This window comes from Streptomyces sp. NPDC051133, assembly GCF_040682635.1.
Taxonomy (GTDB): domain Bacteria; phylum Actinomycetota; class Actinomycetes; order Streptomycetales; family Streptomycetaceae; genus Streptomyces.
Genome location: NZ_JBFBBK010000025.1, coordinates 60,138 through 82,164, shown reverse-complemented (window position 1 = coordinate 82,164; position 22,027 = coordinate 60,138). Strand labels below are relative to the sequence as shown.

Annotated in this window: 22 protein-coding genes; 9 read left to right on the top strand and 13 right to left on the bottom strand. The window is 73.2% G+C overall.

Going from position 1 to position 22,027, the window contains the following annotated elements:
- Positions 1–32: 32 nt before the first annotated feature.
- Genes AB0N17_RS25250 through AB0N17_RS25235 form a run of 4 tightly spaced genes read right to left on the bottom strand, consistent with a single transcriptional unit; the run spans position 33 to position 4,034 of the window.
- Positions 33–848, bottom strand: a complete 816-nt coding sequence (locus tag AB0N17_RS25250) for an ABC transporter permease (RefSeq protein ID WP_366013735.1) — start codon at positions 846–848, stop codon at positions 33–35.
- 21 nt (positions 849–869) lie between these two features.
- Entirely contained in the window at positions 870–1,763 is an 894-nt protein-coding gene (locus AB0N17_RS25245) for an ABC transporter permease (RefSeq protein WP_366013734.1), read from the bottom strand.
- A gap of 3 nt (positions 1,764–1,766) precedes the next feature.
- Entirely contained in the window at positions 1,767–2,966 is a 1,200-nt protein-coding gene (locus AB0N17_RS25240) for an ABC transporter substrate-binding protein (RefSeq protein WP_366013733.1), read from the bottom strand.
- A 36-nt stretch (positions 2,967–3,002) separates the two neighbouring features.
- The gene (locus tag AB0N17_RS25235) at positions 3,003–4,034 is read right to left on the bottom strand and encodes an ABC transporter ATP-binding protein (protein ID WP_366013732.1); all 1,032 of its coding nucleotides are present in this window, start codon (positions 4,032–4,034) and stop codon (positions 3,003–3,005) included.
- A gap of 109 nt (positions 4,035–4,143) precedes the next feature.
- Here AB0N17_RS25235 and AB0N17_RS25230 point away from each other — a divergent pair, with 109 nt between their 5' ends.
- On the top strand, positions 4,144–4,884 hold the full coding sequence (locus AB0N17_RS25230) for a GntR family transcriptional regulator (protein WP_366013731.1): 741 nt from the start codon (positions 4,144–4,146) through the stop codon (positions 4,882–4,884).
- 37 nt (positions 4,885–4,921) lie between these two features.
- On the top strand, positions 4,922–5,683 hold the full coding sequence (locus tag AB0N17_RS25225; protein ID WP_366013730.1) for a hypothetical protein: 762 nt from the start codon (positions 4,922–4,924) through the stop codon (positions 5,681–5,683).
- 52 nt (positions 5,684–5,735) lie between these two features.
- Here the strand turns inward: AB0N17_RS25225 and AB0N17_RS25220 are convergent, their stop codons facing one another.
- A complete protein-coding gene (locus AB0N17_RS25220) occupies positions 5,736–6,344 on the bottom strand; it encodes a flavin reductase family protein (RefSeq protein ID WP_366013729.1) in 609 nt (202 codons plus the stop codon).
- 75 nt (positions 6,345–6,419) lie between these two features.
- Between AB0N17_RS25220 and AB0N17_RS25215 the strand changes: the two genes are divergently transcribed.
- Positions 6,420–7,436, top strand: a complete 1,017-nt coding sequence (locus tag AB0N17_RS25215) for an EamA family transporter (RefSeq protein ID WP_366013728.1) — start codon at positions 6,420–6,422, stop codon at positions 7,434–7,436.
- Positions 7,437–7,441: 5 nt separating this feature from the next.
- On the opposite strand, the gene AB0N17_RS25210 is transcribed toward AB0N17_RS25215, so the two are convergent.
- Both AB0N17_RS25210 and AB0N17_RS25205 read right to left on the bottom strand, forming a co-directional pair.
- On the bottom strand, positions 7,442–8,059 hold the full coding sequence (locus AB0N17_RS25210) for a hypothetical protein (protein ID WP_366013727.1): 618 nt from the start codon (positions 8,057–8,059) through the stop codon (positions 7,442–7,444).
- Positions 8,060–8,220: 161 nt separating this feature from the next.
- The gene (locus tag AB0N17_RS25205) at positions 8,221–8,859 is read right to left on the bottom strand and encodes an NAD(P)H-dependent oxidoreductase (protein WP_366013726.1); all 639 of its coding nucleotides are present in this window, start codon (positions 8,857–8,859) and stop codon (positions 8,221–8,223) included.
- Positions 8,860–9,004: 145 nt separating this feature from the next.
- On the opposite strand from AB0N17_RS25205, the gene AB0N17_RS25200 reads away from it, so the two are divergent.
- Both AB0N17_RS25200 and AB0N17_RS25195 read left to right on the top strand, forming a co-directional pair.
- Positions 9,005–9,397 carry a helix-turn-helix domain-containing protein gene (locus AB0N17_RS25200; protein ID WP_366013725.1) on the top strand — a complete coding sequence of 131 codons (393 nt, stop codon included), beginning with the start codon at positions 9,005–9,007 and terminating at the stop codon, positions 9,395–9,397.
- Between the two features lie 196 nt (positions 9,398–9,593).
- The gene (locus AB0N17_RS25195; protein ID WP_366013800.1) at positions 9,594–10,961 is read left to right on the top strand and encodes a S41 family peptidase; all 1,368 of its coding nucleotides are present in this window, start codon (positions 9,594–9,596) and stop codon (positions 10,959–10,961) included.
- Between the two features lie 6 nt (positions 10,962–10,967).
- Here AB0N17_RS25195 and AB0N17_RS25190 read toward each other — a convergent pair whose 3' ends face one another.
- Entirely contained in the window at positions 10,968–12,446 is a 1,479-nt protein-coding gene (locus AB0N17_RS25190) for a glutamate--cysteine ligase (RefSeq protein WP_366013724.1), read from the bottom strand.
- A 208-nt stretch (positions 12,447–12,654) separates the two neighbouring features.
- On the opposite strand from AB0N17_RS25190, the gene AB0N17_RS25185 reads away from it, so the two are divergent.
- Positions 12,655–13,761, top strand: a complete 1,107-nt coding sequence (locus AB0N17_RS25185; protein ID WP_366013723.1) for a LacI family DNA-binding transcriptional regulator — start codon at positions 12,655–12,657, stop codon at positions 13,759–13,761.
- 60 nt (positions 13,762–13,821) lie between these two features.
- Here the strand turns inward: AB0N17_RS25185 and AB0N17_RS25180 are convergent, their stop codons facing one another.
- The 4 genes from AB0N17_RS25180 to AB0N17_RS25165 form a co-directional block, all read right to left on the bottom strand.
- Positions 13,822–14,532 (bottom strand): sulfite exporter TauE/SafE family protein, encoded by a 711-nt coding sequence (locus tag AB0N17_RS25180; protein WP_366013722.1) that lies wholly within the window; start codon positions 14,530–14,532, stop codon positions 13,822–13,824.
- Positions 14,529–16,001, bottom strand: a complete 1,473-nt coding sequence (locus tag AB0N17_RS25175; protein ID WP_366013721.1) for an amidohydrolase family protein — start codon at positions 15,999–16,001, stop codon at positions 14,529–14,531. The genes AB0N17_RS25180 and AB0N17_RS25175 overlap by 4 nt, the downstream gene beginning before the upstream one ends.
- Positions 16,002–16,065: 64 nt before the next feature.
- The gene (locus tag AB0N17_RS25170) at positions 16,066–17,397 is read right to left on the bottom strand and encodes a solute carrier family 23 protein (RefSeq protein ID WP_366013799.1); all 1,332 of its coding nucleotides are present in this window, start codon (positions 17,395–17,397) and stop codon (positions 16,066–16,068) included.
- A gap of 273 nt (positions 17,398–17,670) precedes the next feature.
- Positions 17,671–18,468: an SAM-dependent methyltransferase gene (locus AB0N17_RS25165; RefSeq protein ID WP_366013720.1), complete on the bottom strand. Its 798-nt coding sequence runs from the start codon at positions 18,466–18,468 to the stop codon at positions 17,671–17,673.
- Positions 18,469–18,582: 114 nt separating this feature from the next.
- Here AB0N17_RS25165 and AB0N17_RS25160 point away from each other — a divergent pair, with 114 nt between their 5' ends.
- Entirely contained in the window at positions 18,583–19,290 is a 708-nt protein-coding gene (locus AB0N17_RS25160) for an SDR family oxidoreductase (protein WP_366013719.1), read from the top strand.
- A 148-nt stretch (positions 19,291–19,438) separates the two neighbouring features.
- Here AB0N17_RS25160 and AB0N17_RS25155 read toward each other — a convergent pair whose 3' ends face one another.
- Positions 19,439–20,386 carry a LysR substrate-binding domain-containing protein gene (locus tag AB0N17_RS25155; RefSeq protein WP_366013718.1) on the bottom strand — a complete coding sequence of 316 codons (948 nt, stop codon included), beginning with the start codon at positions 20,384–20,386 and terminating at the stop codon, positions 19,439–19,441.
- Positions 20,387–20,506: 120 nt separating this feature from the next.
- Here AB0N17_RS25155 and AB0N17_RS25150 point away from each other — a divergent pair, with 120 nt between their 5' ends.
- Both AB0N17_RS25150 and AB0N17_RS25145 read left to right on the top strand, forming a co-directional pair.
- On the top strand, positions 20,507–21,337 hold the full coding sequence (locus AB0N17_RS25150; RefSeq protein ID WP_366013716.1) for an NmrA family transcriptional regulator: 831 nt from the start codon (positions 20,507–20,509) through the stop codon (positions 21,335–21,337).
- A 5-nt stretch (positions 21,338–21,342) separates the two neighbouring features.
- Entirely contained in the window at positions 21,343–21,942 is a 600-nt protein-coding gene (locus AB0N17_RS25145) for an anthrone oxygenase family protein (protein WP_366013715.1), read from the top strand.
- The last annotated feature ends 85 nt before the right edge of the window (positions 21,943–22,027 follow it).

The window sequence follows — 22,027 nt, the reverse complement described above, 5'->3', positions numbered from 1 at the left end:
TTCCTGACTCCCGTCCGCCGTCTCACAGGGTGTCACACCCGGCTCGACGTCGCCGTGTCGGCGGACAGGCGCTGGGCGACGTAGATCGGGACCACCGACAGCAGGACGAGCACGGCGGCCACGACGTTGACCACCGGCGCCTGCTGGGGGCGGGTCATGTTGTCGAAGATCCAGATGGGAAGCGTCTCGATGCCGGGCCCCGCGGTGAACGTGGTGACCACGATCTCGTCGAAGGACAGCGCGAAGGCGAGCAGCGCGCCGGCCAGCAGCGCGGAGCGGACCAGCGGGAAGGTGACGTCCACGAAGGCGCGGAAGGTGGTCGCGCCGAGGTCCATGGCCGCCTCCTCGTACGAGGCGGCCGTACGGCGCAGCCGGGCCACCACGTTGTTGAAGACCACCACGATGCAGAACGTGGCGTGCCCGACGATCACCGTGAACAGCCCGAGACCCACCCCGAGCGGTTCGAGGACCGTGCTGAACGCCGAGTTGAGGGCGATGCCGGTGACGATGCCGGGCAGCGCGATCGGCAGCACCACGACGAACGACACCGTGCCGCGGCCGAAGAAGCGGTGCCGGGCCACGGCGAACGCGATGAGCGTGCCGAGGACCAGCGCGATCGCCGTCGCCCCCAGGCCCGCCTTCACCGAGACCCACAGCGCCTGCCGCGCACCGGAGTTGTGCACGGTCGCCGACCACCAGCGCAGGGTGAGCCCCGGCGGCGGCCAGCTCGCGCTGCGGTCCGGGCTGAGGGAGTTGACGAGGACGAGCAGGAGCGGGACGTAGATCACCGCGAAACCGAGCCCGGCGCCGGTGCGCAGGGCGATCCGCGCGGTGCGGCTGAGATGCATGGCGCTCTTTTCCTCCGGGCCCTACAGGCTGTTCAGGGCGCCCGTACGGCGGATCGCCAGCAGGTACAGGACGATCACGACCACCGGGACGGTGCCGAGCGCGGCGGCCATCGGCAGGTTCAGTTCGATGTTGGAGTAGACGAGGTTGCCGATCAGCTGCGTCTTGCCGCCGACGATCTGCACGGTGATGTAGTCGCCCAGGCTGAGCGAGAAGGTGAACACCGAGCCGGCGGCGACCGAGGGCAGCACCATCGGCAGGACCACCGAGCGGAAGGTCCGCCCGGCCCGCGCCCCGAGGTCGGCCGACGCGTCGAGCAGGCTCGCCGGGAGCTGTTCGAGGGCCGTGTGGATCGGCAGGATCATGTACGGCAGCCACAGGTACGTCAGCGTCAGGACGGTGGCCGGCAGGCCGAAGCCGGGCCCGTGCAGCCCGAACGGCGCGAGCATCCAGTCGGCGAGGCCGCCCTGGGACAGGATGAGCCGCCACGCGTACACCTTGACCAGGTAACTCGCCCACAGCGGGGTGAGGATCGCCACCACCAGCAGGGGTTTTCGGCGCGGCTTCGCCACGCGCGCCGTGTAGAAGGCGACCGGGAAGGCGATCACCGCGCACAGTGCGGTCACAGCGAGCGCCACGCCGACGCTGCGCAGGATCACCTGGCGGAAGACGGGGGTCGTGAACAGCTCGTGGAAGTTGTCGGTCGACCAGACCTTCACCACCTGGGAGGTGAAGGAGTCCGTCGTCCAGAACGCGGAGACGAACAGCACCGCCAGCGAGCCGAGGTAGAGCACGACCAGCCACAGCAGCGGGGCGGTGAGCAGCAGGGTCAGCCGCAGCCGGGGCCTGCGGTGCAGGGTTCCGGCGAGCCGCCGGACGGTTCCCCGGCCGGCGGCGGTCGTCACGTCGCTCGTCACGGTTCAGCCCTTGATCTCGGTCCAGGCCTGCACCCACTTCGCGTACGGCACGCACTTCACGTCCTTGCGGCCGTCGAGGCACTGCTCGATGGGCGTGTTCCAGAAGGCGATCCGCTTCCAGTAGTTCTCGTCGGCCGCGTGGTAGACCGTGCAGAAGTTCTTGTCACTGGTCTCGGCGCACGCCTTGGAGTTGGCCGGTGCCTCGCCGAAGTACTCGGCGACCTGGGCGTTGACCTTGGGGGAGACGATCCAGTTCAGCCACTTGTAGGCGCAGTTGGGGTGCTTGGCCTTGGCGGAGACCATCCAGGTGTCGGACCAGCCGGTCGAACCCTCCTTGGGGACCAGTGCCTTGACCTTGGCGCCCTCGGAGGCGGCGAGGTTGGCGATGACCTGCCAGGTGGTGCCGACCACGGAGTCGCCGCTCTTGAAGGCGGAGACCTCCTTGAGGTAGTCGCTCCAGTACTCGCCCACGTTCGTGTTCTGCCGCTTCAGCAGGGCCACGGCCGCGTCGAACTGCTTCTGGTCGAGCGCGTACGGGTCCTTGATCTTCAGTTCGGGCTTGGTGGCCTTGAGGTAGAGGGCCGCGTCGGCGATGTAGATCGGCGAGTCGTAGGCGGTGACGTGGCCCTTGTGACTCGCCGCGCCGTCGAAGACCGCCGACCAGGAGGTGGGCGCGGGCGTGACCTTCTCGGTGTTGTACATCAGCAGGTTGGCGCCCCGGCCGTGCGGGATGCCGTACATCCGGCCCCGCACCGAATTCCAGGCGCCGTTCTTCAGCCCGGTGAAGATGTCCTTGTAGTTGGGCACCAGGGCGGTGTTGACGGGGGCGGCGTCACCGGAGGCGATCAGGCGCGGGGAGGCGTCGCCGGAGGCGGAGACGGCGTCGTACTCGCCGGTCTTCATCAGCTTGACCATCTCGTCCGAGCTGGCGGCGACCTTGGAGTGCACCTGGCAGCCGGTCTGCTGCTCGAAGCCGGTGACCCAGTCGGCCTTGGGGTCGTTGGAGCCGTCCTCGACGTAGCCCGCCCAGGCGACCAGGTTGACCTGGCCCTCCGTCTTCCCGAGCTTCGCCGGGGCCTTGAGGTCGGGCGGGTTGAGGCCGGTGGCGGACGAGCCGCCGGATCCGGAGGAGGAGCTGCAGGCGGCGGCGAGCAGCAGGGCCGCGGCACAGGACGTGGCGCGCAGGGTACGGGTGAGACGCACGACGTTCTCCAGGGACGTGAGAGGTGGGGGGAGAGGTCAGGAGGGCAGCCGGACCGCGTGCCGGCGGTGCCACTGGAGGCGGACCCGGGTGCCGCGGTAGCCGGCGACGTCCTCGGAGGACGTCTCCAGGTTCTGCTGCAGCGCGGTGAGCCGGCCGCCGCCGTCGAGGTCGACGAGGAACCGGGTGGCGTCGCCGAGGTAGACCACCTCGGCGACCGTGCCGGTGGCGGTGGCGTGTTCCGGCTCGTCCGCCTCGGCGGACTCCTTCAGGACGCGGATCTTCTCCGGCCGTATGTTGTACGTGCCCGGCGTGCCGACGATCCGGTGGGCCGCCTCTCCGTCCAGCAGGTTCGAGGTGCCGACGAAGGAGGCGACGAACGGGGTCGCCGGGCGTTCGTAGATCTCGGCGGGCGTGCCGACCTGGGCGATGCGGCCCTGGTCGAAGACGGCGATGCGGTCGCTCATCGTCAGGGCCTCCTCCTGGTCGTGGGTGACGAAGACGAAGGTGATGCCGACCTCCCGCTGGATGGCCTTGAGTTCGACCTGCATCTGCTCGCGCAGTTTCAGGTCGAGGGCGCCGAGCGGTTCGTCGAGCAGCAGCACCCGGGGCCGGCCGACGAGCGCGCGGGCGAGCGCGACCCGCTGGCGCTGACCGCCGGACAGCTGGGCCGGGCGGCGCTGGCCGTAGCCCTCCAGGCGGACCTCGGCGAGGGCCTTGCGGGCGCGGACGAGGCGTTCGGCCTTCGCCACCTTGCGGATCTTCAGTCCGTAGGCGACGTTCTGCTCGACCGTCATGTGCGGGAACAGGGCGTAGTCCTGGAAGACCGTGTGCACGTCCCGCTCGAACGGAGCGAGGCCGGTGACCTCCTGCCCGGCGAGTTCGATCCGGCCCCCGTCGGGGCTCTCGAACCCGGCGACGAGCCGGAGGACCGTCGTCTTCCCCGAGCCGGACGGGCCGAGCATCGAGAAGAACTCCCCGTCCCGGATCTCCAGGTCGACTCCGGCCACGGCGGTCGTCTCGCCGAACGACTTCCGCAGGTCCTGCAGCCGGATCGCAATTCCCTCCATACGGGAACCTTTCTGGCGCGCTGTACGTTGCCGTAAACATATGAAGTCATAGTTCAAAGCTCAAGAGCCCCTTAGGGTAAAGCTTGAGTCAACGCACGAGGTGGTGGCCGTGAGACAGCGAGAGACCGAGGGCGGCGCCCGCCGGGCCGTCTTCAGCCCGGTGGACAACCGGGCCCGGGTGGACACGGTCGTCCGCCGCATAGGGGACGCCATCGAACTGGGCCTCCTCGCCGACGGCGAGCAGCTCCCCGGCGAGACCGAGCTGGCCGGACAGCTCGGCGTCTCCACGGTCACCCTGCGCGAGGCGCTCATGGCCCTGCGGCAGCAGGGACTGGTCATCACCCGCCGCGGCAGGGGCGGCGGCAGCTTCGTCTCCCTGCCCGAAGTCCCCGCCGACGACCGGCTCAAGGCCCGGCTGCGCGGCTGGAGCACCGAGGAACTGCGCGACCTGGGCGACCACTGGGCCGCCCTGTCCGGCGCCGCCGCCCGCCTCGCCGCCCAGCGCACCGAACCGCAGGACCTGCGTCAACTGCGGCGGACGGCACAGGAACTGGCGTGCGCCGAGGACGCGGCGGCACGCAGCCGACTGTACGGCCGCTTCCACGTCGAACTCGCGGCGGCCGCCCAGTCCGCCCGGCTCACCCGCGAACAGGTCGCGCTGCAGAGCGAGGTGGGCGCCCTGCTCTGTCTCGTCATGGCCGACGACGCATGTCGTGAAGAAGTTGCGGACCGTCACCGCTCCGTGATCTCGGCCGTGCAAGATGGGGCCCACGAAACGGCCGGCACGCTGGCCGAGCGGTGCGTCAGGGAGTCGACGGCGCGGCTCGTCGCCGTACGCCTCACCCTCTGACCGCGCCGCGTCCGGTTCCCGTCCGCTGGAGGACACCATGGGCGTCAGCCCCGGGCTCGCCACCCTCGGCACGGAAGCGGAGAACTGGGTGGCCGCCCAGGTGGGGGGCGCGCTGGAGGCCGTCTTCGAGACCGTGGCCGCGACCCGCGCCGACACCTCCGCCCTGCTGCACCGGGTGGCCGCCGGGGACCGCGGGCCCGCCAGCGCCGACCTCGCCGCCCTCCGCCCTGGACTGCATCTGCGCCTGGCCCGCGAGGAACTGGTCTCCGGCGTCGGCTTCGTCGCCGCCCCCGGGCTGCTGGCCGACGTGCCGGCCTGGCTGGAGTGGTGGCAGTCGGGCGCCGACGGCGATGTGCGCCCGCTGCTGCTCGACCTCGACCCGGGCCACTCGGCGTACTCCGACTACACCCACTGGGACTGGTTCGCGCTGCCCCGCGACACCGGGCACCGGGCCGTCGCCGGGCCGTACGTCGACTACCTCTGCTCCGACGAGTACAGCCTCACCCTGTCCGAACCCGTCCATCTCCAGGGCCGGTTCGCCGGGGTCGCCGCCGCCGACGTGTACCTGCGGCACTTCGAGGCCGCCGTACTGCCGCTGCTGCGCCGCCTCGCCCGCCCCGCCCATCTGGTCAACGCCCGCGGCCGGGTCGCCGCCTCCGCCGACCCCGCCCATCTGGCCGGATCCCTGACCAGGGGCCCGGACTTCGGCGAACTGCTCACCGCGGCGCGCCCCGGCACGTACGACGGGCTGCGCCTGGTGCCGTGCCGGGGCATCCCCCTCGTCCTCGTGCTGGCCTGACGTCCCGGGCCGCCGTCGTCCGTGGGCCGGTCCGACGCGGCTCGCGGGACGCTCAGCCGCGGTCGAGGTCCCGGTACCGCAGCCGGGCCAGCTCGTGGACCTCGCCCACCGTGCCCCACTCGTTGCCGCCGAGCCGGGCCAGCGGGCGCAGCAGGCCGATGTCCGGGCCGTCGGCCGTCAGGACGTCCTCGCGGACGGCGGCGTGCACCACCCGGCCGAACACCACCGTCGAGTTGCCCAGGCGCAGCGTCGAGTGCAGCGTGCACTCGAGGGCGACCGGCGACGCGGCCACGCGCGGCGGCCGTACCCGCAGCGACGGCTCCCGTTCGATGCCGACGGCGTCGAACTCGCCCTCGCCGCGCGGGTAGTCGGTCGCCGTCGCGTTGATCTCGGAGAAGAGCTGCTCGGGCGCGAAGTTCACCACGAACTCGCCCGTCTCCTCGGCATTGCGCAGCGAGTCCTTGCGGCCCACCGAGGTGAACTGGACGATCGGCGGGTCCGTGCAGGCGACCGTGAAGAACGAGTGCGGAGCCAGGTTCGCCGTGCCGCCGTCCGGTGTGAGGGTCGAGACCCAGGCGATCGGCCGGGGGACGACGACGGCGGTGAGCAGACGGTAGAACGAGCCCGGGTCCATGGACTCCGGTGAGTAGTCGACGCGCATGACAGCACGCTAAGCGGTACCCCCGCGGCGGGTCCCGCCACCCCGCCCCTTGATCCACAGCGGGTCGCCGTCCTAGTGTGCGCAGCCAGGCCCGCGAGGAGTTCGATACCCATCGGTGAGTTCAGCACCCCGCGCGCCCGCGCCGCCCTGGCCGTCGGCCGGGGGCTCGGCGCCGTGCCGGCCCCGGGCCTGGTCCTGGGCGGAGTCCTCGGCCTGCAGGGCGGGGCCGCGCTGACGACAGGGCTCTACCCCGCCGTGGGACCGGCCGGCGTGGTGACCTTGCGGCTGTGTATCGCCGCCCTCGTGCTCAGCGCCCTGTGGCGGCCCCGGCCGCGCGGCGACCGGACCACGCTCGCTCTCGCCGCCGGCGCGGGAACCCTGCTCGCCGTGCACCATCTCGCCTACTACGAGGCGGTCGCCCGGCTGCCGCTCGGCGCAGCCACCACCCTGGAGTTCCTCGGCCCGTTCGCCGTCGCCCTGTGCGGTTCACGCCGCGCTCCAGACCTGGTGTGGGCGGGCCTCGCGGCCACCGGTGTCGTCCTGCTCGGCCGTTCCGGCACGGCCCTCGACGCCAGGGGCGCCGCCTGCGCCATCGTGGCCGGATGCTGCTGGGGCGGCTACATCCTGGTCGGCAAGCGGCTCGCCGGTCACGTCCCCGACGGCCGCGGCCTCGCCCTGGCCGTCGCCTGGGGAGCGCTGCTGAGCCTCCCGTACGGCATCGCGCGGGCGGGCGGCCGCCTGCTGGCGCCCGGCACCCTCGCCGTCGCGGCGGCGGTCGCCGTCCTCTCCAGCGTGCTGCCCTACACCCTGCAGCTGGAGGCGCTGCGCCGGCTCACCCCGCGTGCCTTCGGCGTGCTGACCAGTACGGAGCCGGCGATCGGCGCCCTGACCGGACTGTTCGTGCTGGGCCAGCGGCTCGCCGTGTCCCAGTGGGCCGGGGTGGTGGCGGTGGCGCTCGCATCGGTGGGGGCGACGCGCGCGCAGGGAGAACCGGCCGGGGAGGCGGCGGACCGGCCGGGCGACGTGGGCCGACCGGACGGGGCGGACGGGCCGGGTGACGTGGGCCGACCGGACGGGGCGGCGCCCGGGTGAACCGGTCACATCATGCGCTCGGCCGTCTTCGCCCGTTCCCTCAGCGCCTCGGCCTCCTCGTGCGCTCCGTGTGACTCCAGGATGCGCGCCCGGTACTCCATGGCGTACGCGTCCCCCAGTTCCTCGGCGCGCAGATAGGCGCGCACGGCCTCCGCCTCGCGGCCGTGCGTCTGGAAGGCCATGCCCAGTGCGGTGACGGGAAAGGCCGCGTCCTGGGCCAGGATCAGCGGCGACCAGCGGTCGACCGTGTCCTGGTCGCCCCGCTCCAGCCCCTGTCCGACCAGACCGAGCATGGCGTCGGGATCACCGAGCGCGGCAGCGCGTTCCCACACCACCTGCGCCCGGTTCGTGTCGCCGGACGCGGTGAACAGCGTGCCCAGATTGAAACCGGCTCCCGCGTTCCCGGCCTCCCAGGCCCGGCTCCACCAGCGGAGCGCGCCGGCACGGTCGCCCTCCTGGTAGAGGGCGACCCCCAGATTGGCCATGGACACGACGTGACCGGCCTCGGCCGCCCTCCTGATCCGCCGCAGCGAGTCGGCGGTGAAGCGGCCCGTCGCGTCCCGCTCCCAGGCGATCTCATCGGGGCCGGACTCCTGCGCCCGGCGGCGGAACCAGCGACGCATCAGGCACACTCCAGTCGAGGCGATCCGGGAACGGGGCATCCGGCACCTCGTCCGGACGTCGCCGGCCGATGATGCCAAAGCGCCGACCGGCCCCTCCGCCCGGCCCCCCGCGCCGGCGGGGGACGGGGCGTGGGGCCGGTGCCCGCACGTGCGGGGCCCGCTCAGGCGGCCGACCGCTTGGCGTGCACCGTGGCCTCCTCGAGGGCGCGGTCGCGGGAGGCCTCGTACAGCGGGACAAGCTCGGCCATCGCCGGGTTGTGCGGTGCCATGGTCAGCTCCGGGACGATGAAGTCGACGTCCAGGCCGAGGGCGTCGCCGAGGACGGCCGCGAGGTAGTTCTGCACGTACTCGTACCCCTCGCGCGGGGTGCCCGGCGCGTACGAGCCGCCCCGGCTGGCGACCACCGTCACCGGGGTGCCCTTGGCGGACGGGGTCTCACCCGCGGTGCGGCCGATGAGGATGACGTTGTCCAGCCACGCCTTCAGGGTCGAGGGGACCGAGAAGTTGTACATCGGGGCGCCGATCAGCACCGCGTCGGCCTGCTCCAGCTCCTCGATCAGCCGGACGCGCTCGGCGAAGGCGGCGGCCTGTCCGGGCGTGTGGGACGCCGGGTCGGCGAAGCCGGCGCTGTGCGCGTCGGCGGAGATGTGCGGGACCGGCTGGGCCGCCAGGTCGCGGTAGACGACCGTGCCGTCGGGGTGCTGCTCCTGCCAGTGCGCGCGGAAGGCCGCCGTCACGGCCCGCGAGGCCGACGCCTCGGACGGGAACACGGACGAATCGATGTGCAGCAGGGTGGCCATGATCACTCCAGAAAGGGCAAAAGGGGCAGGGCGAAAGGAGCGGCCGACGGCGGCGTGCCACCGGCTGAACTTTCGTACTCGACTATCTCTAACACAGGGACTTACTTTTTTTCATCCCCCTACGGCGAGGTAGTACCCTGATCACATGGCGGCGGACGTGACTCATGACAGCGAGGCGTGCAAGCGGGTGGACGACGGCATCACCCGCGTCTTCCAGCTGCTCGGAAAGCGCTGGAGCGGCCCGATCGTGGCCGTCCTGGTGGAGCAGGCCGCACACTTCGCCGACCTGCGGCGGGCCGTCCCCGGCATCAGCGAGCGCATGCTCTCCGACCGGCTCGCGGAACTCGGCGCGGCCGGTCTCGTCCTGCGCGAGGTCGACGAGGGACCGCCGCTGCGCGTGTCGTACCGGCTGACCGACGCGGGCGCCGCCCTGGAGCCGGCGCTGAGGGAGCTGGCGGAGTGGGCGAAGGCCCACCTGCCGGACGCGCCGGCGTGCACCGGCGCGGAGCGCGAGCGCCCGGCGGGAGCGCCGGGCTAGGGTCTTTGCGTCGGATCGGGCCGGCTCCGGCCGCGGGGCACCGGGGCCGCCGAGTTCCTCGGTGAGCCGGCCACATCCGTCGCCGGAGGCGGGGGCTGGCCCCCGTACCGGCGCACCGGAGGGCCGGATGGTGCGACCCAGGGTGTCCCGGCGACGGTGGACCTTCCTGAACGCCCACCGGAAGGACACCGTCGACGTGCGCACCCTGACAGCCGCTGTCGCCGCCCTGACCCTCGCCGCCGCAGCCGTACCGGCCGCGGCCGCCGCCCGGCCGGGACCGCCCGGCACCGACGGGGTGTGGCGCATGGACGGCTACGGCACCGTCCTCGTCGTCGGCGGGCGAGAACTGCGGGAGTACCAGACGACGTCCCTCAGCTGTCTGCAGGGCGACACCTCGCGGCGGACCGGTCCCGGTACCTACACGACGACGGACGGCTCGGTCCTGACCGTGCGGAACGTGCACGACCGCGATCACGCCCTGCTCGCCGCCGACAGCTCGGTGGGACACCGGACACTGCGCCGCCTGAGCGCCCTGCCCGCCGCCTGCGCGCGCCCGGCCGCCACGGATCCGCGTACCGCCTTCGACGTCTTCTGGCAGACCTTCGAGGAGAACTACCCCTTCTTCGCCCAGAAGGGTATCGACTGGCACGCCGTCCGCGACCGGTACCGGCCGCTGGTGCACGAGAACACCACCGAGGACGAACTCTTCGGCATCCTCAGCGACATGGTCCGTCCGCTGTACGACGCCCATGTCGCGGTGATCGACGGCCACCGTGTCTTCGGCCAGGTCCGCCCCGGCACGCAGAATCCCGGCCCGGAACTGGACGCCAGGGTAAAGAAGTTCGTCGTGGCCCGCGACCTCCAGGGCGCGCCGTACCGCCGGGACTTCGCCGCGGGCCGCATCACCTACGCCGACCTGCGGGACGACCTCGGCTATCTGCGGATCTCCGGCTTCGGCGGATACGCCGGCGACGACGCGCCCTACACCGCCGAACGGGCCGAACTCGACCGGGCGCTGGACACCGTGCTCACCCGGAGCCGGACCCGGTGGCTGAAGGGCCTCGTCATCGACCTGCGCGTCAACGGCGGCGGCTCCGACGCGCTCGGCATCCGGATCGCCGAGCGACTGACCGACACGCCGTACACCGCGTACGCCAAGCGGGTGCGCGACGACCCGGCCGACCCCGCCCGGCACACCCGCCCCGAACCGGTCCGCGTCGTCCCGGCCGACGCGCCCCGCTACACCGGTCCGGTCGCCGTCCTCACCGGCGGCTCGACGGTCAGCGCGGGGGAGACCTTCACCCAGGCCCTGATGGACCGGCCCGGGCGGACCGTGCGGATCGGGCAGCCCACCCAGGGCGTCTTCTCGGACGTGATGGTGCGGACCCTGCCCGGCGGCCTGCTCTTCGGCCTGCCGAACGAGGAGTTCCTGACCCGCACGGGCCGCACCTTCGACGGCACGGGCATCCCGCCGCAGCTGACCGAACCGGTCTTCACCGCGGAGGAGTTCGCCGAGAACCGTGACTCCGCCTTCGACCGCGCGGTCGGCCTCCTCGGGCGCTGAGCCGGTTCAGTCCACCGGCCAGGTGTGGACCGGGGCGTTGAGATGCATGTAGTCGATGTACACCTGCGTCATCCGCCGCAGCGCCTCGTGGCGGCCGGCCTGCGTGGAGGCGCCGAGGTGGTGGAACATCTCCTTCTGCCACACGGCGCCGTTCCGCGCGGTCACACAGCGCTGCTCGATGATGCCGAGCAGCGGCTCCCGCCAGGCCGCGTCCATGCCGGAACGCTCCAGACCCCGGTGCGCCATCGGCAGCAGCCGCCGCAGGACCAGTTCGGGAACCGGCAGTTCGCCCATCCCGGGCCAGTACAGCAGCGCGTCGATGCCGTGCCGGGCGGCGGTGTGCAGGTTCTCCTCGGCCGCGGAGAACGACATCCGCGACCACACCGGCCGGTCCTCCTCCACCAGGGCCCGGGTGAGCCCGTAGTAGAAGGCGCCGTTGGCGAGGGTGTCGGCGACGGTCGGACCCGCGGGCAGCACACGGTTCTCCACCCGGATGTGCGGCACGTCGTGGGCGACGGCGTACACCGGGCGGTTCCAGCGGTAGATCGTGCCGTTGTGCAGGGTCAGTTCGCCCAGCTCCGGGATGTCACCGCGGTCCAGCGTCTCCACCGGGTCCTCCTCGTCGACCAGCGGCAGGAGGGCCGGGAAGTAGCGCAGATTCTCCTCGAACAGATCGAAGACGCTGTTGATCCACCGTTCCCCGAACCACACCCGGGGCCGTACCCCCTGTACCTTGATCTCCTCCGGGCGGGTGTCGGTGGCCTGCTCGAACAGCGGGACGCGCGTCTCGTGCCACAGCTCCTTGTCGAACAGGAACGGCGCGTTCGCCGCCAGCGCGACCTGGACCCCGGAGATCGCCTGCGCCGCGTTCCAGTAGCCCGCGAACTCCTCAGGCGACACCTGCAGATGGAACTGCGTACTGGTGCAGGCGGCCTCCGGGGTGATGGTGTCGGCGTAGGTCCGCAGCCGGTCGCAGCCGTCGATCTCGATGCGCAGGTCCTCGCCGCGGGCCGCGAAGATCTGGTCGTTCAGCAGGTGGTAGCGGGGGTTCTCCGACAGGGCCCCCTCGTCGATGTCGCCCTGCCGCAGCGTGGGCAGGATCCCCACCATGATCAGCCGGGCGCCGACCGAGCGGGCCCGCTCGTCGGCGTGGTTCAGCGCGGCACGGATCTCGGACTCCCAGGCGTCGGGACCGCCCGCCGTCAGCCGCCGCGGCGGGACGTTGATCTCCAGGTTGAACCGGCCCAGCTCGGTCGACCAGGCGGGGTCCGAGATCGCCTCCAGCACATCGCTGTTCCGCATCGCCGGCTCGGCCTGGCCGTCCACCAGGTTCAGCTCGATCTCCAGGCCGACCTGCGGCCGCTCGGACTCGAACCGTGAGTCGCGCAGCATCTGGGCCAGCGCGTCGAGGCATTCGTGCATCTTGATCCGGTACCGGCGGCGGTCCTCGCGGGTGAAGACGAGCGCCGGGACGTCACGTCCCATCGGCCCTCCAAGGCTCCCCTCGGCGGACACCTCTCCCCCTCAGCGTCCCACCATCACCGGGCCCGCACCACGCGGCTGCCCGCCGTCACGGCAGGTCGGGAGGGCCCCGCCCGAAGGCCGCCGGGCGGTGGGCCCGTGGCCGCACGGGACCGCCGTCCTCCCCCAGGGGGTGGTGACCGCCGGCCACCGGGGTTGCGAAGATGGGCCCATGACCAGGTCCCCCGGCGCCCGCCGGCCCACGATCGCCGACGTCGCCGAGGCGGCCTCGGTGTCGCGGACGACGGTGTCCCATGCCCTCAACGGCATCGGCAAGGTCGATCCGCGCACCCGGGAACGCATCAAGAAGATCGCCGCCGAGCTGGGGTACCGGCCCAACCTGCGCGCCCAGCGGCTGCGCCGGGGCCAGGCCAGAGCCATCGCGCTGGCCTCCTCGATGCCGTTCGCGGTGGCCGGCGGCCCGTCACGGCTCGGCTTCTACATGGAGGTGGCCGCCGCCGCGGCCGAGCGGGCCCTCGTCCACGACTACGCCCTGGTCCTCATTCCTCCCGTGCAGTCCGGGTCCGCGCTGTACTCCGTCGACATCGACGGCGCGATCGTCGTGGAGCCCGAGGCGGACGACGCGGCCGTGGCCCAGCTGCGGGAGCGCGGGCTGCCGTACGTCGCCCTGGGCCGGCCCACCGCGCCGGACGACGACGCCCCCTACGTCGACCTGCACGGCGCCCGGGTCGTGGAACTGCTCCTGGAACACCTGCGCGCCCAGGGCGCCCGGCGCCCGGCGCTGGTCGTCGGCGCGGGCACCCGCCACTCCTCGGTCGACGCCCGCACGGCCTACGAACGGGCCGCGAGCGCACACGGCTGGACCCCGGTCGTCGCCACCGCACCGGAGGACGGCGGCGAACAGGCGGGGTACGACCGGTGCGCCGCGCTGCTCGTGGAGCACCCCGGCGTCGACGCGCTGTGCGTCCTCGTCGACGCCTTCGCCGTCGGAGCCGTACGGGCGCTGCGCGAGGCGGGACGCCGGGTCCCCGAGGACGTCATGGTCGTCACCCGGTACGACGGCCTGCGCGCCCGCACCTGCGAACCGCCGCTCACCGCGGTCGACCTGCGCCTGGACCGGGCCGCCGCGGACGCGGTGGAGCTGCTGCTCGCCCGCCTGGGCGCCCGGCCGGGCGCCGGTGCCGCAGAGCCGACCGGGGGCGGGGTGCCCGCTGCGGAGCCCCGACTCGTCGTCCGCGCCTCGTCGTTGCGCCGTCCGGAGGGGGACGCGCAGGTGGCGCGGGAGACCGGCGGGGGACGAGGGCCGGCCGCCGGCTGAACCGGCGGCGCCGTTCCGCCCGTTCCCCCGGTCCCCGGCCCGGCCCTCAGGCCTTCGCCCTCACGCCCCGGCCATCAGGACCACCCCCGACACCAGCGCGAAGACGAGGACGAAGCCGCGCATCCTCTTGGCGTCGACGCGCTGGTGCACCAGGCGGCTCAGCCAGGCCCCGGCCGCGAGGGCGGGCAGCAGCAGGACCGCCCAGCCCAGGTCCGCGGCGCGGCCCCGCCCGGTGGCGAACAGCAGGGCGAGGGAGGCGACTTCGCCCACCAGGAAGCAGACGGCGACCGTGGCACGCAGCTCGCCCGGCGGCCGGTGCTGGTAGACGAGGGCCAGGGGCGGGCCGCCCACGCCGGTCGCGGTCTCGGTGAGCCCGGTGACGACCCCCGCGCCCACATAGGCACCGCGCCCGGGCTGGAAGGAGGGCACCACGAGGCTCACCACGGCCGCCAGCACCGTCGCCGCGCCGACGACCGCCCCGAGATCGCCCTCCGGGATCAGCCACAGCAGCGCCAGCCCCGCCGGAGTCGCCGCCAGCCGCGCCACCGTGATCCAGCCTGCGCCGCGCAGGTCCAGACTGTGCCGCTCCCGCCAGGCCACGTACAGGTTGAGCGGGATCATCGCGGCCAGCACGAACACGGGCAGCAGCCCCGGGTCGAGCAGCCCCGCGACCGGAGCCACGATCAGCGCGAACCCCAGACCGCTGCTGCCCTGCACGAAGGCCGCCGTCGCGACGGTCACCGCCAGCACCGCCAGCATGCCGCCGCTCATCGCCGCCCGCCGCCCGTCGGTGCGGCCGCTGCGGCGTCCGCGTACGGCGCCGGGGGCCGGGCGGGAACCGCGGCCGTGGCCCGGGCCCGCGCCGTCACCGACGTCGGATGCGTCCGCGTCACCCGCGCGCGTCCGACCACGCTCCGGCTCAGCTCGGCGGCGCGCCGGACCAGGGCCGGTCCGTCCCAGTCCGGCGGCCAGCCCCGCCACAACCGCATCCGTCCGGCGACGAACACGGCGGTGAGCTGGTCGCGGTTGCCCCGCCGGACCAGCTCCCAGGGGAGGTCCCAGGAGGGCTGCATCTCGGGGCCGGTGAGGTCGACCAGGAGGAAGTCGGCGGCGGCGCCCACCGCGACACGGCCCGTGCGCCGACCGAGCCCGACCGCGTCGGCGCCGCCTGAGGTGGCCCGTTCCAGCCAGGTCCAGCCCGCCCCGCACGAGGAGTCGCCGCTGGCCAGGCCGTAGCCGAGCCGCTGCGCGAACTCCGCCGCGTCCGCGAGCCGGAACCCGTCCCCGCGGGTCCCGTCGGTGCCCAGCCCGAAGCGGATGCCCCGCTCGGCGAAGGCCGTGGCCGGCGCGACCGCGTTGCCCTTCCAGGCGCTGGCCACCGGGTTGTAGCTCACCGCGGCACCGCTGTCGGCGAGCAGCGTCACCTCGGCGGGGGTGAGCAGGGTCGCGTGCGCGGCCAGCAACTGGGGCCCGAGCGCGCCCACTTGACGCAGCTGCTCCAGCGGTCGCAGCCCGTGCCGGACGAGTGAGCGCTCGACGGCGACGAGGTGCTCGTTGACGTGGATCTGCACGACGCTGCCCGCATCGGCGGCGAGCCGTGCCGTGGCGGCCAGGGTGGCCGCGGTCGCGGCCTCCGGCACGGACACGGCGAGCGAGGGATGCACCAGGTCGTCCCCGGAGTAGCGGGCCAGGTGCTTCTCGGCGGCGGTGAGCACGGTGTGCGGATCGGCGTCCTCGCCGGTGCCGTCGGAGGCGTCGTTGCAGACGAGCCCCAGCACGCAGCGGATCCCGGCGTCCCGCGTGGCCGAGGCCACCACGTCCACGTCCACCGCGGCCCGGGTCCCCGCCTCGGCGACCGTGGTGAAGCCGCCCCGCAGCGACTCCAGCGCGGCCAGTTTGGCCGCGACGTACGCCGATTCCTCGTCGAGCGCCCGCTCCAGCGGCACCCACACCCGGCGGAAGATCTCCGACGGCTCCCCGAAGGCGAGGGCACCGCCGAAGCTCTGCGTCAGATGGTGGTGGGAGTCGACGAAGCCGGGCATCAGCGCGTGCCCGGGCAGCCGGAGGGGCGTCAGCGCGGGATGGTCGCGGACGATCCGCTCGACGGGGCCGACGTCGTGGAAGACGCCGTCCCGCACCACCACCGCGTGCAGGTCCGACGGGCCGTCGGGGGTGAGCGTCACGCCGGGGACCAGCAGCAGCGCGTCGTGGCGGAGCCGGTCGGGGGTCAGGTCGGTCATGGTTCTCCGTTGTTCGGTTCAGCGCTTCAGCGCGAGACGGCGTGGGCGCGGGTGGGGGAGCGGGTCACGCGCCGGTGGCCGGGCCCGCTGCCTCGGCGGGCACGGCGGCGGGGTCGCCGGTGCGGCGGCCCAGATGGTGGAAGACGACGTTGAGGACGGCGGCGACGAGCGCGCCCACCGCGACCCCGCTCTCCAGCAGGATCCGCACACCGGAGGGAAATCCGGTGTACACGCCGGGAATCAGGATCGGCAGCAGGCCCAGGGCGAGCGCGACCGCGCAGATCACCGTGGACGTGTGGTCCTCCAGCCGGGCCCGGCCCAGCATCTGCACGCCCAGGACGGTGATCACCGCGAAGACGACCATCGCCGCGCCCCCGACCACGGCCGACGGCATCACGCTGATCGCCCGGGCGACGGGGGTGAGGAAGCCGAGGACGACCAGGACGGCACCGGCGGCGGCTGTGACGTACCGGCTGCGTACGCCCGTGACCCGGACGATGCCGATGTTCTCGCCGCTGGTGACCATCAACGGCAGCCCGAAGAAGCCGCCGAGCAGGGAGGTCAGCGCGTCCCCGCGCACGGTGCGCGGCACGTCCGCGCGGACGTCGATGTCCTTGCCGACCGCCTCCGCGTTGATGACGGTCTGCCCGGTGGCCTCCGCCATGGACGCGAGGCTGTACAGCATCAGCGGCAGTGCGGCGAGGAGGTCGAAGGCGGGGGCGCCGAACGGCAACGGCCGCGGCACGCCGATCAGCTGGCCCGCCAGGGCCGCGCCCGGGTGGACCTGCCCGAGGGCGAAGGCGAGGGCCGTACCGGCGGCCAGGCCGAGCAGTACGGCGAGTTGCCGCAGCACCCCGCGCAGCAGCCGGGTGAAGAGGACGATCAGACCGATGGTGGCGAACGCCAGCCCGAGCCGGGCCGGATCGCCGAAACCGGGGGTGCCGGGCGGGCCGGTGACCAGCAGCGCGCCGACCTTCACCAGATTGACGCCGACGATCACGATCATCGTGCCGATCACCAGCGGCGGGAAGAACCTGAGCAGCCGTGCGAACAGCGGCAGCACCAGGAAGGTGAAGACGGCGGTGAGGATCACCGCGCCGGTGGCCGTGCGCAGCCCGTGCGCCTGCGCGATGGACAGGAACAGGATCAGTGGCGCACCGCCGGGCAGCATCATGAACGGCAGCCGGGGCCCGAACTTCCAGGGTCCGAGGGACTGGATCAGCGACCCGATCCCGGACAGCAGCAGCGCCGCCGAGAGCAGGTCGACGGTGATGCCCGGGCTCAGCCGGAGGGTGGCACTCATCAGGAAGATCGCGGAGATCGGTGTCGCCGCCATGACGAGGACGTGCTGGACGCCGAAGAGGAGGATCCGGCCGAGGGGGCGGGACTCGTCCACGGGATGGGCGGCGCCGGAGTCGACGGTACGGGCAGGGCTTGTGTCGACGGGGTGTACGGGACTGGACACGCGCGGGCTCCATTCGGCTCGCTCGGCTCAGGCCTCGACGATCCGGCCGTGGACGGCGGCCAAATCGATTTGGCCAAATCGATTTGGCCGCCAGTATGGGGGCGCCAACGGGGGGTCGGTCAAGAGGTGGGGAAGGGCCCGCGTCCCCGGGTCCCCGCCGCACGGAGGGGCACCCGGGAACGCGGATGCGCGCCCCGTGGCGGTTCAGCCGGTCTTGCGGGCCACCCCTCCGTAGAAGCCGATCTCGCCGGACCGGGGCGGGGGCGGGGCGTCCGGGCGCCAGAACGGGACCTGCGTGAGGCCCGGTTCGACCGGCTCGAATCCGTCGAAGAACCGCTCGATCTGCGCGCGCGAGCGCAGGTGCAGGCCGGCGGTGGCCTTGGAGTAGACGGCCTGGGCGGCGCTGCGGTCGGCGAAGTCGCCCGTGGCGTGGGACAGCACCAGGAAGCTGCCGGCCGGGAGGGCGTGGCGCAGGGCGGCGAGGATCCGCGCGGGCCGCTCCGCGTCGGTGACGAAGTGGAGGACGGCGACGAGGCACAGGGCCACCGGCCGGCCGAAGTCGATGACCTCGCGGACACCGGGGTGTTCGAGGACGGACCGCGGGTCGCGCACGTCGCCGAGGGTGATGCTGGTCGTACCGGAGCGGCTGAGCAGCGCGCTGCCGCGTGCGGCCACGATCGGATCGTTGTCGACGTAGGCCACGCGCACCTCCGGCGCCGACTCCTGGGCGACCTCGTGCACGTTGGGCGCGGTGGGCAGTCCGGCGCCGATGTCCAGGACCTGCCGGATGCCGTGGCCGACGACGTACCGGACGGCCCGGTGCAGGAAGGCGCGGTTCGCCCGCACCCCGATCCGCACCTCGGGTGCCGCGGCGGCGAGTTCGTCGGCCGCCCGCCGGTCCGCCTCGTAGTTCTCCGTGCCGCCCAGGAGGTAGTCGTAGATCCGTGCGGGGTGCGGTCTGCTCGTGTCGATCCTCAGGGGCTGGACGCCGTCCTGTGTCACGCCGCGCTCCTCTCGACGACCGTCACGGTATCCGTTGGTCAGGTCTGCTTGCAGGGCGGAAACCGATCGGTTTACAGTGGTGGAAACCGATCGGTTTCAAGTGGGGAGTCGGACATGACCGCGATCAAGAACTCCGTCGCCCTGGTCACGGGCGGCAGCCGTGGCCTGGGCAAGGCGCTGGTGGAGGAGCTCTACGAGCGAGGGGCCGCCAAGGTCTACGCCACGGCGCGTGATCCGCGCACCGTCACGCACCCGGACGCCGTGCCGCTGGCCCTGGAGGTCACCGACCCGGAGTCGGTGCGGGCCGCGGCGGCGCTGGCCGGGGACGTCACCGTGCTGGTCAACAACGCGGGGATATCGGTGGGCGCCACCTCCTTCCTCGACAGCCCGGTCGATGACATCCGCCGGGAGTTCGAGACCAACTTCTACGGGCCCCTGCTCACCGCGCGGGCCTTCGTGCCGCTCATCGAGCGCAACGGCGGCGGACACCTCCTCAACGTCCACTCCGTGCTCTCCTGGATCGGGACCGCCGGCTCCTACAGCGCGACCAAGGCCGCCCTGTGGGCGCAGACCAACTCCCTCCGCCTGGAGCTGCGGCCGCGGGGCATCGACGTCACCGGGCTGCACGTCGGCTACATCGACACCGACATGGCCGCGCAGGTCGACGCCGCGAAGTCGTCGCCGCGGGAGGTCGCCGTCCTGGCGGTCGACGGTGTCGAGACCGGGGCGTACGAGGTGCTGGCCGACGAGGTGTCGCGGCGGGTGAAGGCGGGACTCTCCGCGGACCTGACGGCCCTGTACCCGCAGCTGACGGAGGCGTGACCGGTACGCGCGGACCGGTCGAGCCGGAACCGAGGTCGCCGGGGTCGGGTGCCGCCCGAGCCGTCGCCGCCCCGCGGGCGTCGCACGCCGGCGATCCGAGCCGCGCGGTGTGGAAGAAGGCGGGCCGGTGCGCTCCCGGCGGGGCCGTCTAGGAACGGGCGCTTCCCGGGCGGCGATCCGGGCTTCCCTCCGGCTCCCCGAGGGCTGGCATGCGTGCGGCGTAGGCCTCGGCGGCTTCGTGGAAGGCGCGCAGCCGGCTGGTCTCTCCCGTGGAGCGCCAGACGAAGCCCCACTCGTACGGGGGCGCGTCGTCGAAGGGGACGTAGGCGACGTCCGGGCGGGCGTAGTACCGGCGGGCGTGGGCGGGCGCCGGGTAGACGCCCTGGCCGGCGCCGACGAGGGCGATCAGCTCCTGCAGCGTCTCGATGCCCTCCCCCCGCTCGACAGGGTGCCCGGCGGGAGTCCGCGGCGGTACGTGGTGTGCGTCCCAGTACGCGGGGGTGGCGCGCGGCGAGCGCAGCACGGTGTCGCGGGCGAGGTCGTCGAGGGAGACGGACGCGCGCCGGGCGAAGGGGTGCCGTGCCGACACGGCGAGCACGCGCGGCTCGCGGACGAGTACGGGCCCGGCGGTCAGATCGGGCTCCTCGGTGGGCCGGGCACACCACAGCACGTCGATCTCGTCGGCGCGCAGCAGGGCGAAGCTCTCGCCGAACTGGACCTCGCGGATCCGGACCTCGACGTCCGGGTGGCCGCGGTGCAGGGTCTCGGCCACGGACAGGATGAACGGGCCGCCCGGCGCGCCGATGAATCCGGCCCGCAGCACACCGCCGACGGCACGGCCCGCCGCGACGGCGCGTCGAATGCCCTCACGTATCCGCTCGTAGGCGGGCCTGATGTCGTCATGGAGCCGCTGTCCGACGGGGGTGAGCGCGACCCGGCGGCTGGTCCGCTCGAACAGGGGGACGCCGATCCGGCGCTCCAGCAGTTTGACCGACTGACTGACCCGGGCGGTGGACACGTGCAGCCGCTCGGCCGTGCGGCCGAAGTGCAGCTCCTCGGCGAGAGTCAGGAAGATCTCGATGTCGCGCCGTTCCACGCCCACCCCCCGGTTCGTCAAGCCACAGGTTAACGGACGTTGCATACTTGGCAGTTGGTCGCCGTCCGGTGGTGGCCGAGGGTGGAGGCACAGGTTGTCGACGCGATCCAAGGAGCTTCCATGCGGACACTTCCACCCGTGCTCGTGCTGGGCGGTACGGGCAAGACCGGTCGGCGGGTCGTGCAGCGGCTCGCCGCACGCGACCTCCCGGTGCGCATCGGCTCCCGCTCCGGCGGACTGCCGTTCGACTGGCAGGACCCCTCCACCTGGCGCCCCGCACTCGACGGCGTCCGTGCGGTGTACGTCTCCTACCACCCCGACCTGGCGGCGCCGGGCGCGGCGGCGACGGTCGGCGAGCTCGCCGCTCTCGCGACGGCCTGCGGCGCCCGACGGCTCGTCCTCCTCTCGGGCCGCGGTGAGCCGGAGGCCGAGCGGGCCGAGAAGCTGGTGCGGGAGTCGGGCGCCGACTGGACGGTGCTGCGCTGCGCGTGGTTCGACCAGAACTTCAGCGAGGACCATCTGCGGGACGCGGTGCTGGCCGGCCGGATCGCCCTGCCGGCCGGTGCGGTCGCCGAGCCGTTCGTCGACGCCGACGACATCGCCGACGTCGCCACGGCCGCGCTCACCGACGACCGCCACATCGGCGAGCTGTACGAGGTGACCGGCCCGCAGCCGCTCACCTTCGACGACGTCGCCGCCCACCTCACCGCGGCCACCGGGCGCCGGATCGACTACGTGCCCCTGTCCGCCGAGGAGTTCACCGCGGAACTGACCGGGGCCCGGCTCCCGCAGGACCTCGTCGAGCTGCTCGGCCACCTCTTCACCACCGTGCTCGACGGCCGCAACGCCCACCTCGGCGACGGTGTCCAGCGTGCGCTGGGCCGGGCGCCGCGCGGCTTCGCCGACTACGCCGAGCGCACGGCCGCCACCGGAATCTGGGACGCGAGGTGACCGGCATGAAGACCCTCCAGCTCACCACCCTCCTCGCCGCCACGGTCACCACCGGGCTGATGGCGGGCCTGTTCGCCGCGTTCGGCTACGCCGTCATGCCCGGACTGCACCGCGGCGCGGACCGGACCTTCGTCGAGGCGATGCAGAACATCAACCGCGCGATACTCAACCCCCTCTTCCTGTGCTGCTTCATGGGAGCGCTCGGCCTGATCGCCCTGGCCACCTGGTGGGCGTGGCGGGGCCAGGGGCGCCAGGCACTGCCCTGGCTGCTGGCGGCGCTGGTGCTCTACACGCTCATGTTCGTCATCACCGCCGGGGTCAACGTCCCCCTCAACGACCGGCTCGCCGCGGCGGGAGGCCCCGGACACCTCGCCGACCCGGCGTCCGCCCGGCAGGCGTTCGAGGCGACGTGGGTCCGGTGGAACACGATCCGTGCCGTCGCCTGCGTCGCCGCGTTCGGGGCCCTGACCGTCGCGCTGGTCGTCTCAGCCCGCACCACGGCCCAGGACCCGCCGCGGCAGCCGGCATCCGCGGCGGCATGGCCGCCGCCCACGGGCGAGGCAGCGGGGGAGCCGTCCGGGGCGTGGGGACGCCGGCCCGCGTAGCCGCGGGACGGCACGCACCCCCGGGCGGCGCCGCGAAACCTCATCCGTCACCCCCGTCCCGAGCACCGGCGTTTCGGCCACCTCC

What these genes read in the sequence shown, in the direction of transcription:
- AB0N17_RS25175 (WP_366013721.1), bottom strand. Translation starts at nt 16,001, where the DNA reads ATGACCGACCTGACCCCCGACCGGCTCCGCCACGACGCGCTGCTGCTG.
- AB0N17_RS25205 (WP_366013726.1), bottom strand. Translation starts at nt 8,859, where the DNA reads ATGGCCACCCTGCTGCACATCGATTCGTCCGTGTTCCCGTCCGAGGCG.
- AB0N17_RS25235 (WP_366013732.1), bottom strand. Translation starts at nt 4,034, where the DNA reads ATGGAGGGAATTGCGATCCGGCTGCAGGACCTGCGGAAGTCGTTCGGC.
- AB0N17_RS25185 (WP_366013723.1), top strand. Translation starts at nt 12,655, where the DNA reads ATGACCAGGTCCCCCGGCGCCCGCCGGCCCACGATCGCCGACGTCGCC.
- AB0N17_RS25145 (WP_366013715.1), top strand. Translation starts at nt 21,343, where the DNA reads ATGAAGACCCTCCAGCTCACCACCCTCCTCGCCGCCACGGTCACCACC.
- AB0N17_RS25190 (WP_366013724.1), bottom strand. Translation starts at nt 12,446, where the DNA reads ATGGGACGTGACGTCCCGGCGCTCGTCTTCACCCGCGAGGACCGCCGC.
- AB0N17_RS25250 (WP_366013735.1), bottom strand. Translation starts at nt 848, where the DNA reads ATGCATCTCAGCCGCACCGCGCGGATCGCCCTGCGCACCGGCGCCGGG.
- AB0N17_RS25210 (WP_366013727.1), bottom strand. Translation starts at nt 8,059, where the DNA reads ATGCGTCGCTGGTTCCGCCGCCGGGCGCAGGAGTCCGGCCCCGATGAG.
- AB0N17_RS25180 (WP_366013722.1), bottom strand. Translation starts at nt 14,532, where the DNA reads ATGAGCGGCGGCATGCTGGCGGTGCTGGCGGTGACCGTCGCGACGGCG.
- AB0N17_RS25220 (WP_366013729.1), bottom strand. Translation starts at nt 6,344, where the DNA reads ATGCGCGTCGACTACTCACCGGAGTCCATGGACCCGGGCTCGTTCTAC.
- AB0N17_RS25200 (WP_366013725.1), top strand. Translation starts at nt 9,005, where the DNA reads ATGGCGGCGGACGTGACTCATGACAGCGAGGCGTGCAAGCGGGTGGAC.
- AB0N17_RS25150 (WP_366013716.1), top strand. Translation starts at nt 20,507, where the DNA reads ATGCGGACACTTCCACCCGTGCTCGTGCTGGGCGGTACGGGCAAGACC.
- AB0N17_RS25225 (WP_366013730.1), top strand. Translation starts at nt 4,922, where the DNA reads ATGGGCGTCAGCCCCGGGCTCGCCACCCTCGGCACGGAAGCGGAGAAC.
- AB0N17_RS25160 (WP_366013719.1), top strand. Translation starts at nt 18,583, where the DNA reads ATGACCGCGATCAAGAACTCCGTCGCCCTGGTCACGGGCGGCAGCCGT.